This window comes from Dyella kyungheensis (assembly GCF_049913195.1).
Taxonomy (GTDB): Bacteria; Pseudomonadota; Gammaproteobacteria; order Xanthomonadales; family Rhodanobacteraceae; genus Dyella; species Dyella kyungheensis.
Window position 1 is genome coordinate 1,283,471 of the sequence record NZ_CP183983.1, and the last position, 13,100, is coordinate 1,296,570.

The 13,100-nt window shown below is 64.2% G+C and carries 11 protein-coding genes; 7 read left to right on the forward strand and 4 right to left on the reverse strand.

Annotation, left to right across the window (positions count from 1 at the left end; all coding sequences use genetic code 11):
* Nucleotides 1-169: 169 nt before the first annotated feature.
* From nadC to ACN9MB_RS05530, 3 genes are all read right to left on the reverse strand, one after another.
* Complete coding sequence (gene nadC / locus ACN9MB_RS05520) at nucleotides 170-1,024, reverse strand: carboxylating nicotinate-nucleotide diphosphorylase (protein ID WP_426271051.1); 855 nt, start codon at nucleotides 1,022-1,024, stop codon at nucleotides 170-172.
* Nucleotides 1,021-3,327: a DUF1631 domain-containing protein gene (locus tag ACN9MB_RS05525; RefSeq protein ID WP_426271052.1), complete on the reverse strand. Its 2,307-nt coding sequence runs from the start codon at nucleotides 3,325-3,327 to the stop codon at nucleotides 1,021-1,023. The genes nadC and ACN9MB_RS05525 overlap by 4 nt, the downstream gene beginning before the upstream one ends.
* 165 nt (nucleotides 3,328-3,492) lie before the next feature.
* Nucleotides 3,493-3,765 carry a Trm112 family protein gene (locus ACN9MB_RS05530; protein ID WP_426271053.1) on the reverse strand — a complete coding sequence of 91 codons (273 nt, stop codon included), beginning with the start codon at nucleotides 3,763-3,765 and terminating at the stop codon, nucleotides 3,493-3,495.
* Between the two features lie 63 nt (nucleotides 3,766-3,828).
* On the opposite strand from ACN9MB_RS05530, the gene purE reads away from it, so the two are divergent.
* Both purE and ACN9MB_RS05540 read left to right on the forward strand, forming a co-directional pair.
* On the forward strand, nucleotides 3,829-4,332 hold the full coding sequence (gene purE / locus ACN9MB_RS05535) for a 5-(carboxyamino)imidazole ribonucleotide mutase (RefSeq protein ID WP_204635081.1): 504 nt from the start codon (nucleotides 3,829-3,831) through the stop codon (nucleotides 4,330-4,332).
* The gene (locus tag ACN9MB_RS05540; protein ID WP_426271054.1) at nucleotides 4,329-5,492 is read left to right on the forward strand and encodes a 5-(carboxyamino)imidazole ribonucleotide synthase; all 1,164 of its coding nucleotides are present in this window, start codon (nucleotides 4,329-4,331) and stop codon (nucleotides 5,490-5,492) included. Before purE ends, ACN9MB_RS05540 begins: the two co-directional genes overlap by 4 nt.
* 154 nt (nucleotides 5,493-5,646) lie before the next feature.
* Here the strand turns inward: ACN9MB_RS05540 and sodB are convergent, their stop codons facing one another.
* Nucleotides 5,647-6,225, reverse strand: coding sequence for a superoxide dismutase [Fe] (sodB, locus tag ACN9MB_RS05545; protein ID WP_426271055.1), 579 nt, complete (start codon nucleotides 6,223-6,225; stop codon nucleotides 5,647-5,649).
* A gap of 124 nt (nucleotides 6,226-6,349) precedes the next feature.
* On the opposite strand from sodB, the gene grxD reads away from it, so the two are divergent.
* The 5 genes from grxD to ACN9MB_RS05570 all read left to right on the forward strand — a co-directional run bounded on the left by grxD (nucleotide 6,350) and on the right by ACN9MB_RS05570 (nucleotide 12,800).
* Nucleotides 6,350-6,673 (forward strand): Grx4 family monothiol glutaredoxin, encoded by a 324-nt coding sequence (gene grxD, locus ACN9MB_RS05550; protein ID WP_204635084.1) that lies wholly within the window; start codon nucleotides 6,350-6,352, stop codon nucleotides 6,671-6,673.
* Entirely contained in the window at nucleotides 6,673-7,443 is a 771-nt protein-coding gene (locus ACN9MB_RS05555; protein ID WP_426271056.1) for an SDR family NAD(P)-dependent oxidoreductase, read from the forward strand. Before grxD ends, ACN9MB_RS05555 begins: the two co-directional genes overlap by 1 nt.
* Before the next feature lie 36 nt (nucleotides 7,444-7,479).
* On the forward strand, nucleotides 7,480-8,079 hold the full coding sequence (locus ACN9MB_RS05560) for a YhgN family NAAT transporter (RefSeq protein WP_204635873.1): 600 nt from the start codon (nucleotides 7,480-7,482) through the stop codon (nucleotides 8,077-8,079).
* Between the two features lie 101 nt (nucleotides 8,080-8,180).
* Entirely contained in the window at nucleotides 8,181-9,890 is a 1,710-nt protein-coding gene (locus ACN9MB_RS05565) for a GNAT family N-acyltransferase (RefSeq protein ID WP_204635086.1), read from the forward strand.
* Between the two features lie 480 nt (nucleotides 9,891-10,370).
* Nucleotides 10,371-12,800, forward strand: coding sequence for a TonB-dependent receptor (locus ACN9MB_RS05570; RefSeq protein WP_426271057.1), 2,430 nt, complete (start codon nucleotides 10,371-10,373; stop codon nucleotides 12,798-12,800).
* Nucleotides 12,801-13,100 lie beyond the last annotated feature (300 nt).

Consider the following 13,100-nt stretch of genomic DNA (forward strand, 5'->3'; position numbering starts at 1 on the left):
CGCAGGCCGGAATCCAGTAGCGTCAGTGCGAGGTTGTCGAAGAAACCTGCTCGGGTTGGCGAGTCGCGATAACTACCCACTGAGGCTCTGGATGACCAGCCATTCGGCTGTTGAGAAGCGCCTCCGGCCTGCGCCGGAATGTCGAGCGAAGGGCTCGCTCAGACGCGACTCAGTCGAGCTTCAAGCGCAGCGACAAATCCACCGCCCGCACGTGCTTGGTCAGCGCACCTACGGAGATGAAATCCACGCCTGTGCTGGCGTATTCGCCGATGGTGGACAAGTCCACGTTGCCGGAAATCTCCAGCTCCGCGCGCCCCTTGGCGATGCTTACGGCTTCGCGCATCAGCGGCAGGGTGAAGTTGTCGAGCATGATGCGATCGGCGCCGGCATCGAGCGCCTGTTGCAGCTCGTCGAGGTTTTCCACTTCGATTTCCAGCAACAGCTTCGGATGCAGTCGTCGCGCCGCTTCGGCGGCTGCCTTGATGCTGCCCGCCGCGATGATGTGGTTTTCCTTCACCAGGATGGCGTCGTACAGACCCACGCGATGGTTATGGCCACCACCGCAGCGCACCGCATATTTCTGGGCAAGACGCAGGCCGGGAACGGTCTTGCGCGTATCGAGCACGCGTACCTCGGTGCCCGCGACAGCGGCAACATGGGCCGCGGTCGCGGTGGCCGTGCCGGAAAGCAGCTGCAGGAAATTCAGCGCCGAGCGCTCCGCCGTCACCAGGGCACGTGCCTTGCCGCGCAGGCGGCAGATCACCGAGCCCGCAGCAACGCGGTCGCCATCGCGCACGGTCCACTCGATCTGCACCTGCGGATCAAGCCGGCGGAAACAGGTGTTGAACCAGTCGATGCCGGCCATGACCGCCTCTTCGCGGCAGGTCAGCGCCGCGCTCGCGGTGGCATTCGCCGGCAACAGCTCGGCGGTGGCATCGCCGGCGCCGATGTCTTCGGCGAAGGCGCGTTCGACATCCGCCTGGATCAGCTCGGACGGCGGTGAAACAAGTTGTACTGAAGTCATTCGCTCGTTGCTTGGGACGTGGCCGGTTGGCTGAGGCGACCGACGATGGCATCCAGCGCACGGTCGAACAGTGCGGTGGATTCAAGCACGCGCGCGGTGCCGCTGGCGAGTGCCTGGGCCAGTTCGTGCGGCGCGTAGTCGGCCACCTTGAGGCCGCGACGGTTCACGAACAGGTAGCGGCCGCTCATCGGGCTGATCCACGAGAGCTTGGCGCGCTCGATGGTTTCCGGGCCCGTCACGAACTCCAGCCAGGTGCCGGGTTTGAGTTCGGCAACGAGCAGCGCCTCGGGCGTATCGAGCACCGGTTCCTGCTCGGGCTCGGAGCGGTCCAGTTCGGCCTCGGATTCGGCGATCGGCTGGATGCTCTCGGGAATCGGCAGGCTGGTGGATTCTTCCGCCGCCTGTACTTCGGCCTCCGGCACGGCTTCGCCGAGCTGGTGGCGGTAGTAGGTGTGCAGCTGGGCCAGCAGGCGATCGATGTCGCTTTCCTGGAAGGCCACGTTGCCCAGGCCGCGGCGCAGCGCGCGCTCGATGCCCGGCAGCATCTGGCGCAGCGCGCGTCGCTCGTCGAGCGTGCGGGCCGGCTTGGTGCTGTCGATGAAATCGTTGGCGAAGCGCAGCGCGTCGCGGAACTCGCTCGATTCCTCGCCCTGGCGAAGAATGGTGAGCACCAGGTAATTCGCCCACGCGCGCGACAGGATGCCGTGGATCAGCGGCGGGAGGTTATGGCCTTCTATACGGCTGAGGATCTCGCGCGCGGCGCGGCGGCGCGCCTGTTCGAGTTTCTCGCGGCCGCGGGTGGACTCGGCCACGCGCTGCTCGGCCAGTTCGGCACGGCGGCGGCTGATGTCCTGGAATTCCTGCAGCTCGGCGCACAGGCGCTCGAAGATGGTCATGTCATCGTCGAAGTCCTGCAGCAGGCGGTCGACGATGGATTTGATCTTGTCGTGCAGGCGATGGTCGCGATCCGATTCCGCCGACCAGCCCTTGGCGGCATCCGCCAGGCTGTCGAGCAGCCGGCGTGCCGGATGCTGGCGATGCGCGAACAGCTTGCGGTCGAGGATGGCGGCCTTCAGATACGGAATCTGCAGGCGTGCCAGCAACACCTGCATCTCGGTCGGCAGGTTGCGGTCTTCGAGGATGAACTCGAACAGCATGCCGACCAGGTCGATGGTGTCCTCGTCGATGGTCGACACCTGGCTGGGCTTTTCGCCGCGCAGGGAGCCGATCTGGGCGAGCAGGTGTTCCTTGAGCTGCTGTACCTCGTTGGCCAGCTCGACCGCATTGCCGGTATTCACCGCCATGTGCTGGTTGATGGCCGCCTGGCTCTGCAACACGCTCAAGGCGCCGATCAGTTCGTTGGCGCTCGGCAACTGCACCGCGCCGGCCGGCAGGTGCTGTCCGACACCGACGGCGCCCGTGGGCACCGCGCGGCGCGCGCTGAACAGCGTGCGCAGGGTCTGGATCAGTTCGCTCGATGCATTGCCGCTGTCGTCGTCGGCGAGGAAGCCGCCTTCGGCCTGTTCCGCGCCAACCGTCGCGTCCGCCGCGGGAGCCGCCTGGCCGCCGGCGCGCGGAGCGCCGCCGCCACGCTGGATCTCGTGGCGCAGCTGCGGCAGCACGCCGGCACGCACCAGTTCGGCGTTGATCTCCTGGTAAAGTTCGTCCAGCGAGGCCAGCACGTAGCGATCGAACAATTTGTAGATGATCAGCTTGACGCGCATTTCCGCGCTGAGCTCGCGCATCGCCTGGCGGAATGCCTGCGACAGTGCGGCCGGACCCACCGGATTGGTGGCGTCGTCGATCTTGATGCCGCCGTAGATGACCGACAGGCGCTGGTTCACGGCGAACAGGTCGCGCGTGAGGCGCGTTTCGTTCTTGCCGATCATGCTGGTGATGGCCAGCGATTCTTCCAGTTCGTTGTCGGCGACCAGCGACAGCTCCACCGAGCCGATCGGCAGCGACACGCCGCCGGTGTTGCCGGTGTTGTTGCGGTAGCTCGAGGCGAAATCCGTGAGTTCGCGGGAGATCTGCGCGAGGAAGCTGCGTTCCACCATCGGACGGCGCTTGCGCACTTCGCGCATGCCATCGAAGTAGTGCATCTGGGCGGCGTTGTTCTCCGCCTTCTCGGCCAGGTCGAACAGGGCATCGTCGACATGCTCGAACATGCCGTTGATCAAGATCTGCAGGCGACGGCCCGCAATGTCCCGGACGGTGTTCAAGAGGGCGCCTCCGCGCTCGCTGGATGGGTCCAGGCGCTGGGTCAGGCTGACGATATTGGATGATTCGCTGGCGTCTTTCATCGCCTTTCACCCCCTGAAAGAGCTGCCGATGTGCCTACAGACACATACGACAATACGCCAGCCTACGATAAGGGAAGTCATGGGCCGCTGTCATTCGCCGTATCGATATATGTCGACACGTTCACAAGAAGCAGGTCCTTGCGGCCATTTGGGCTGTAAAGGCCGTCAGGCGGCCGCCGGAAAGTCAGTGAGCTGCAAGGTACCGATGCCTTCCTCGGGCAGCATCACGGGGATGCCGTCCTCGACCCGGTAGATGACCTTCCGGTCGGTGGTGATGAGGGCTTCGGTGACCGGCGCGCTCACGGGGGCACCAGCGACGTTCTGCACCTGGCCGGCCCCGATGGCCTGGTTCAGTGCTTCCAGCTCCTGGCGCTGGAGCGGGCGGACGGGAACCTTGCTGACCGGGCAGCAGAGGATATCGAGCAGGCGTTTGTCCATGGGGAGTGGGTCGTGCCGAGACGCGGAAAGTCCGTACAATAACCCTTTTGGATGGCTTGGGTCATGACCTCGACTTCCCTCCCGCCGCGCGTGGGCGTTGTGATGGGCTCCCGTTCGGACTGGGAAACCATGGAGCACGCCTCCAGCGTGCTGGCCGAGCTTGGCGTGGCGCACGAGGTGCGCGTGGTGTCGGCGCATCGGACGCCGGATCTGCTGTTCCAGTACGCCGAGGAAGCGGTGGGGCGTGGCATCCAGGTCATCGTGGCCGGTGCCGGCGGCGCCGCCCACCTGCCGGGCATGCTGGCGGCCAAGACGCGGCTTCCCGTGTTTGGCGTGCCGGTGCAGTCCAAGGCGCTCAATGGCATGGATTCGCTGCTCTCCATCGCGCAGATGCCGGCCGGTATTCCGGTGGGTACCCTGGCCATTGGTCGTGCCGGTGCCGTGAATGCCGGCATCCTGGCCGCCTCGGTGCTGGCGCTGCACGATCCGGCCATTGCGGCCGCACTCGATGCCTACCGCAGCCGACAGACGCAGACCGTCCTGGACAACCCGGACCCGCGTTCGTGACGGCGCGTCGCCAACCGGTACTCGGCATCCTCGGCGGGGGCCAGCTTGCCCGCATGCTGGCGCTGGCCGCCGCACCACTGGGTGTGAAGACGCTGGTGGTCGATAGCGCTGCCGACGCCTGTGCGGGCCAGATCGCACCGCTGGTCGTCGCCGACTGGACCGACTACGACGCGCTGGAGCACTTCGCCCGCGAAGTGGACGTGGTCACCTTCGATTTCGAGAACGTGCCGGCCGAAACCGCGCACTGGCTCGCCCAGCGCGTGGACGTATTTCCCGCACCGCGCGCGCTTGCCGTGGCGCAGGATCGTCTGGCCGAGAAGACGCTGTTCCGCGAGTGCGGCCTGCTGACGCCGGAATTCAAGACCGTCGACACGCGCGAGGATCTCGATCACGCGCTTGCCGTGGTCGGCGCGCCGGCGATCCTCAAGACGCGCCGCCTCGGGTACGACGGCAAGGGCCAGTTCCGCATCAAGACCCTGGCCGATGCCGATGCCGCATGGGCGGCGCTGGGTTCGCAGGCGCAGGCGCACGGCTTGATCCTCGAAGCGTTCGTGCCGTTCGATCGCGAGTTGTCGGTGATCGCCGTGCGCGGTCGCGATGGCGATTTCCGCACCTGGCCGCTCACCCAGAACTGGCACACCGATGGCGTGCTTTCGCTGAGCCTGGCGCCGGCATCGGATATCGCCGCGCTGCAGGAACGCGCTACCGGGTTAGCGCGCACGCTGGCGGAGAAGCTGTCCTACGTCGGTGTGTTCGCGCTGGAACTGTTCGTGAAGGACGGCGAGTTGCTCGGCAACGAGATGGCGCCGCGCGTGCACAACTCCGGTCACTGGACCATCGAAGGCGCGCTCACCAGCCAGTTCGAAAACCACGTGCGCGCGGTGCTTGGACTGCCGCTGGGCGATACCTCGGCGCGAGGCCTGTCGGCGATGTTCAACTGGATCGGCGAACTGCCCGATGCCGCGCCGGTGCTTGAAGCCATCGATGCGCACTGGCATGACTACGGCAAACAGCCGCGTCTCGGTCGCAAGGTGGGGCATGCCACGGTGTGCGCGCCAGGTGCCTCTCAATTGATAGAACGATTGGCCGGTATCGCCCATGCGCTGGGTCGTGACCCGCAGGCGAAGCCAGCGGTCGACAAGCTGCTGGAAGGTAAATAAGGACCAGGCCATTGTGGGAGCGCACTTGTGCGCGACGGCGGCGCGTGGGTGCTCCGCTCCGCAGGTTTGTCGCGCTCAAGTGCGCTCCCACAGAAGAGCCAACAAAAAACGGGGCCGCGAGGCCCCGTTTTTCTTACCACATCCAGCAAAGGAATCAGGCCAGATTCTTGGCCGCAAATTCCCAGTTCGCCAGGTTCCAGAACGCCTCGATGTACTTCGGGCGGGCGTTGCGATAGTCGATGTAGTACGCGTGTTCCCACACGTCGCAGGTCAGCAGCGGCTTGTCGCTGCCGGTGATCGGGGTGGCGGCGTTGGACGTGTTGACGATGCCCAGCGAGCCATCCGGACGCTGCACCAGCCAGGTCCAGCCCGAGCCGAAGTTGCCCACCGCCGACTTGGTGAACTCTTCCTTGAACTTCTCGAACGAACCGAATGCCTTGTTGATGGCGTCGGCGAGCTTGCCGCTCGGCTCGTTGCCGCCCTTGGGGCTCAAGGAGTTCCAGTAGAAGGTGTGGTTCCAGACCTGGGCGGAGTTGTTGAACACGCCGCCGGACGACTTCTTGATGATGTCCTCGAGCGAGGCGTTCTCGAACTCGGTGCCCTTGATCAGGTTGTTGAGGTTGGTCACATAGGCCTGGTGGTGCTTGCCGTAGTGATACTCGAGCGTCTCCGCGGAGATGTGCGGCTCAAGTGCGTTCTTTTCATAGGGCAAAGGGGGGAGTTCGATCGCCATGTGGTGGCTCCTGGGCGTTGGCTGAGGAAAGAGGCGTCGGGCTGGATTGGCCGAGGACCGGCGACCCGCGCACGACTGATACACTATCGATCTCATTGCATTGTAACGATGAAGCACTCGAATTATGGACGTTAACGAGCGAATCAAGGCGGTCCTGGCCGAACATGCGATCGTGCTCTTCATGAAGGGCACGCCGCAGTTCCCCATGTGCGGCTTCTCCGGCCGCGCCGCGCAGGCGTTGACGGAGGCGGGCGCACAATTTCACGCCGTCAACGTCCTGGCCGATCCGGAAGTCCGTGCGGCGCTGCCGCATTACGCGAACTGGCCGACATTCCCGCAGCTCTTCATCCAGGGCGAGCTGATCGGCGGTTGCGACATCATCGAAGACCTCAAGGCGGCGGGCGAACTCGCGCGCATGGCGGCCGATGTGGCGGGAGCCGATTCCTGATGGCGCTTCCCCTGGTTCGTTTGCCGGAAGGCTGGGCACCTGAGCCCGGTTCGCTGGCCAGCCGCGTCGTGCTGGTCACCGGTGCCTACGGTGGCCTGGGCGCCGCCGTAGCGCGTGCCGCATCGCGCGCCGGCGCGACGGTGGTGATCACCGGTCGCCGCAAGCGCCAGCTCGAACAACTTTACGATGCGATGGTCGGCGAGGGTCTGCCCGAGCCGGTGATCCATCCGCTCGACATGGAAGTGGCCACGCCGCGCGATTACGAAGCGCTGGCCGATGGCCTCGAACGCGACTTCGGCCGGCTCGACGGCATCGTGCATGCCGCCGCCAGCTTCAAGGAGCTGACCCCGCTGGCCGTGCACAAGCCCGACGACTGGCTGCGTGCGATGCACGTCAACGTGTCGGCGCCGTTCGCACTCACCCAGGCCTGCATGTCGCTGCTCACGCGCGCTTCGGACAGTGCCGTGGTGTTCGTGCTGGACAATCCCGAGCTGGTGCAGCGCGCGCATTGGGGCGCCTACGGCGTGTCGAAGGCTGCGTTGGAACGGCTGGTCGAAATCCTGCATCAGGAAACCGAGCAATCGCCGCTGCGCGCGCATGCCCTGTTGCCTGCGCCGATGCGCACCACGCTGCGGCGTGCGGCGTATTTCGGCGAAGACACCATGCTCCAGCCGCCGCCGGACGCGGCGGCCGAGGCGGCCATCTATCTGTTGGGCGAGAAGGGCCAGCACGCGCGCGGCGCGGCGCTCGATCTGCGCGCACCGGCATGACCATGAAGCAGGAACAGCGCTGACATGGAAACGCAGATGACCACGCTGTCGGCGGCGATCCTGTTGTTCCTGATCATGGACCCGCTCGGCAACATCCCGATCTTCCTGAGCCTGCTCAAGGACGTGGCGCCCAAGCGGCGCCGCAAGGTGATGATCCGCGAGCTGCTGATCGCGCTGGGCGTATTGCTCGGATTCCTGATCGGCGGCCAGCATCTACTCAGGCTGCTGCAACTGCGGCAGGAGTCGATCAGCATCGCCGGCGGCATTGTGCTGTTCCTGATCGGTATCCGCATGGTGTTTCCGCCGGCCGACGGCGGCGGCATCTTCGGCAAGCAGGGCGAGGGCGAGCCGTTCATCGTGCCGATGGCCATCCCTGGCGTGGCCGGGCCATCGGCCATGGCCGCTCTGTTACTGCTGACCAATACCCAGCCTGGCCGCACGGCGGACTGGGCCATTGCCTTGCTGGGCGCGTGGCTGGCGACCTCGGTGATCCTGCTGTGTTCCACCTATCTGTTCCGCTGGCTGGGCGAGAGCGTGCTCACGGCGCTTGAGCGGGTGATGGGCATGCTGCTGATCGCGCTGTCGGTGCAGATGTTCATGGGCGGCGTGACCGCGTATCTGCATCTTGTCGTTTGAAACAGCACTAACGTCACACACCGTGACCTTTCGGACCAATCCGCATAACCTTGCTGTCATAATCCGCTACCAGCATTTGGGGTAAATCCCAGGAGGCGGTCATGCTCAGTGTCGAACAGACCCTCACCGAACGTCTGCCATGGTTGGCACAACATCCCCTGATCCGCCGGCCGATGGCTGGCATGCTGGGCCGGCTGGCCGATGAGGATGGTTTCAACCGCACACTGGTAGCCGCCGGAGAGGCCGAAGGCTTCGATTTCGTCGAGCGCGTGCTCGACGTGCTTGGCGTCAGCTACTTCGTCAATCCTCGCGAGCGCGAGAACATCCCGGTGGAAGGGGGCGTGCTGATCGTCGCCAACCATCCGCTGGGCATGATCGATGCGCTGACCTTGCTGCAGATGGTGGGCTCGGTGCGCAGCGACGTGCGCATCCTCGCCAACGACTGGCTGATGTCGATCGAGCCGCTGCACAAGTTGCTGCTGCCGGTGGATGTCTTCGGCAAAGGCGCGGCCTCGAAGATGCGCGACATCTATCGCGCACTCGACAACGGCGAAGCGCTGATCGTGTTCCCGGCCGGCGAAGTCTCGCGCGTACGCCCCTCGGGGGTGAGCGATGGACGCTGGGCCGATGGTTTTGCGCGCCTGGCACAGCGCAGCCGCGTGCCGGTGCTGCCGATCCACGTGGCTGCCCGCAATTCCGCCATGTTCTACGGCCTGTCGATGCTGGCCAAACCGCTGAGCACGGCCATGCTGCCGCGCGAAGCCATCTCGCCGTCCAGCCGCCGCGTAGGTTTCAGCGTGGGCCAGCTGGTCTCGGCCGACGAACTCGAGCAGCACAGCGGCGGTTCGACCAAGCGTGCGGCGAAGCTGATGCGTCGCCATGTCTATCGCGTGGGTCGTCATCGCGGCCTGATCTTCGGCGGGCAGGCGCCGCTGGCGCATCCCGAGCCGACCGAACGCGTGGTGGCCGAGCTGCAGTCGCAGGCGGAAAAACTCGCCGATCTCAATGACGGCAAGCAGATCCTGTTGTTCAAGGGCGCTTCGGACAGCGCCGTGCTGCGTGAAATCGGCCGCCTGCGCGAACTGACCTTCCGCAAGGTGGGCGAGGGCACCGGCGCGCGTCGCGACCTCGATGCCTACGATCCGCACTACGAGCATCTGGTGCTGTGGGATCCGAAAGCACTGCGCATCGTCGGTTCCTATCGCTTCGGTCACGGCGGCCGCCTGATTGCCGAACGCGGCATGCAGGCGCTCTACACCTCCAGCTTGTTCCAGTACTCGCCGGCGCTGGAATCGCGCCTGGCGCAGGGTCTGGAGCTGGGCCGCAGTTTCATCGCGCCGGCCTACTGGCGTTCGCGTGCGCTCGATCAGCTGTGGCAGGGCATCGGCCTGTATCTGCAGCGCCATGCCGATCTGCGTTATCTGTTCGGTCCGGTGAGCATGTCGGTCAGCCTGCCGCGCGAGGCGCGCGAGTGGATCGCGGCGGCGCACCAGCATTATTTCGGTGCACCGGGCCTGGCCTCGGCGCGTCAGCCGTTCGTGGTGTCGCCCGCGGTGATCGAACTGGTCCGCGATGCCCTGGAAGGCCTCGATCCGGCCGCCGGCCTGGGCAAGCTCAAGCATCATCTGGATGCGTTGGGCGTGAGCCTGCCGGTGCTGTATCGCCAGTACGTCGACCTGGTGGAACCGGAGGGCGTGCAGTTCCTCGACTTCGGCGAAGACCCGGGTTTCTCGGGCTGTGTCGATGGCCTGGTGATGCTGGATCTGGCCACGCTCAAGCCGGCCAAGCGCGCCCGCTATCTGGGGAAATGAGGACGCCGTCAAAACTCTGGAGCGCTTCGGCGTCCATAGGACGATTGGCCATTGCCTGACAGGGGTTTTCGGTGGTTCCTTATTCACCACCGGGGGCAGGTAAATACGTGTTCGTGATCCACCGCGTGATCCTGCGGTAAATTTCTTGTAAAATAGTTATGCCAAGCTGACGGCGTTGGTCGAGGCAGAAGGGAGCGTGTTGCTGCCCCTGACCAACCGTCGTAACTGAATTCGTAATTTCGCCCGATTTTTACCGATCGGGCTTTTTTACGCCCGGAGAAAACGTTTAAATTTACGTTAAATGGCATGAAATTGCGTTTTTAGGCAATGGGTTGCGAAATATTTTTCGATAAATCGCGAGTTCTTTCTGTCGGGCGACGTCCTTCTTTACTTCTTGTTTGCTGACGACCTCCGGGCGGCAGCTGACTTCAAACTTTTGTCCATTCTGGAATGATGATGATGAAACGAAACCACCTTTCCATGGCCATCGCTGTCGTGTTTTGCATGGCTGCCGGTGTTGCCTCGGCCCAGGACAGCACGGGCCAGACCAGCAACCCGCAGACCAAGGAACCGGTACAGCGTTCGGGTCCGTCGAGCACGTCCAACACCACCACCTCCAACGACACCAAGCGTGCCCAGCAGCTGGACACCGTGACGGTGCAGGCGCAGAGCCTGTCGCTGGGTGACGGCCTGATGTCGGTGCAGACGGCTCCGAAGGCGGTTTCGACCATCAGCCGCGACGCCATCGTCAAGGCAGCCCCGGGCGGCACCTTCGTGCAGATGATCGACTCGATCCCGGGCGTGAACGCCTCGACCGACGACGTCAGCGGCCTGGCCAACGGCAACTACCAGATCCGCGGCTTCACCAGCGACGAAATCGGTACCACCGTGAACGGCGCGCCGATCAACGACAGCGGCAACTACAAGGTCTACTCGACCGAGTACGGCGACACCGAGAACATGGGTGACATCACCGTGCTGCAGGGTTACCCGGACGTCGACACGCCGATCTCCGGCGCCGCCGGCGGCGCCATCTCCTGGGTCACCATCGACCCGTCGCACACGGCCGGCCTGGACTTCGCCCAGAGCCTGGGCAACCACGACTATCGCCGTACCTATCTGCGCTTCAACACCGGCGACCTCGGTCCGGTGCGTGCGTGGCTGTCCTACTCGAACAACACCGGCGACTTCTGGCGCGGCCCGGGCGACTTGAACGTCACCAAGGTCGACGGCAAGGCGCTGTGGACGATCGACGACAACAACTACATCTCCGGTTCGGTCCAGTACAACCGCGAGCGCAACTACAGCTACGACAGCCTGACCAAGGCACAGGTGCGTACGGGCGGCTATTTCCAGAGCTACGACGAGCCGTACAGCCCGACCGATACGTATTACTGGAAGCTCCACACCAACCCGTTCACCAGCTGGCTGGCCAGCCTCGATGGCGAGTTCAAGCTGGCTGACAGCCTGCGCCTGTCGGTGGTGCCGTACTTCTGGTACGGCAACGGCGGCGGCGGTGGCGGCTACAAGTTCACCGAATCGACCGTGCCGCAGAACGTGATCGGCGTGGCCGACCAGGACCTCAACGGCGACGGCAAGATCGGCGGCAGCGCCGTGGCTTACGACGTCAGCCAGACCTTCACCTACCGTCCGGGTGTCATCGCCAAGTTGAACCAGGACTTCGGCATGGACGACAGCCTGGAATACGGCTTCTGGTACGAGCGTGCCCGCCAGCAGCAGCAGGAAGTCTTCAACCCCGCCGTTGGCGGCGAGCCGTCCGATTTCTGGGGCGACTCCAACTACATCCGCTACTCCAACGGCGTGATCCAGCGCTTGTACCGCGAGTACACCAACTCCGAAATCAAGAAGTTCTTCGCCACCAACACCTGGACCCCGAACGACAAGTGGACCATCACGGTCGGCGCGGCGTACCTGTGGGAAGACCGTGCCGGTTACGACTACGAGAACTGGGGCAGCTACAGCACTCCCACTGCCAAGACCAACCAGTTCGGCGGCACGGCCGAAGCGACCTATCACAAGGTCAGCCCGACCGCTGGCGTGAAGTACCAGCTCAATGACGAGAACCAGTTCTACATCGGCGCCGGCCGCACCTACCGCGCACCGATCAACGGCTCGCTGCTGCAGAACGTTGCCGTGGCGGACAACCCGAAGAACCTCGCCAACGCGGCAGCCGGCACCTATCAGTCCAAGCCGGAAGAGGCCACCACGGTCGACCTTGGCTGGCGCTTCTATGCCGATCGCTTCTCGGCCAACGTCGACGCGTACGAGTCGCACCTGGTCAACAAGCAGATCTCGGGCTACGACGTGAACTCCGGCCAGACGGTGTACCTGAACCTGCCGAAGATGCACATGCGCGGCGTCACCGCCGAAGGCAGCTACAAGTTCGCCCAGGACTGGACCCTGTACGGCAACTACTCGTACCAGAAGGCCATCCTCGACGGCAACGTGGCCACCTTTGGCGACGGTACCTACCCGACCGAAGGCAAGACCTTCCTCAACACGCCGAAGAACTCCGGCTATGTGCGCCTGGGTTACGACCATGGTCCGTTCTGGGCCAGCCTGGACGCCAAGTACCGCGGTCCGATCTGGGGCGACTGGTCGAACACCGAGCAGGTGGGCGGCTACACGGTGTTCAACTTGAACGCCGGCTGGAAGTTCGACGACTTCGCCACCTGGCTGCGCAGCCCGTACATCAAGCTCAACGTGTTCAACCTGACCAACAAGCGTGCGCTGACCAACGCCAACAACATCGGCGCGTTCCTGGCCAGCAATCCGGGCAACACCATCAAGGACGTCAACACGGGCGGTACGCTGTTCACCTCGGCGCCGTACTACTCGCTGCTGGAAGACCGCACCTACATGGTCACCTTCGGCATCTCGTTCTTCTAAGTCGAACGGCTTAAGCAGTACCCGAAACCGGCGCCGCAAGGCGCCGGTTTTTTTGTGCCCGAAGAAATGTTTTCGGCCATCAATAACTTACGCGAAGCGTAAGAATGGCCCGCAAGAACTGTGAGTATTTCGTCAAAAAGTTACGAAATTGTAATATAATGCGGATACATTCGTCGTGATGAGTCGCGGTCGACGGCCCCTGCGGGGCTGGTCCCGGACGAATCAAATAATTTAGGGAATCAGTCACTTAAGACGGTGGCGAGGGGGCATGGGACTCCTTCGGTCTGGTCCCATGCCTTT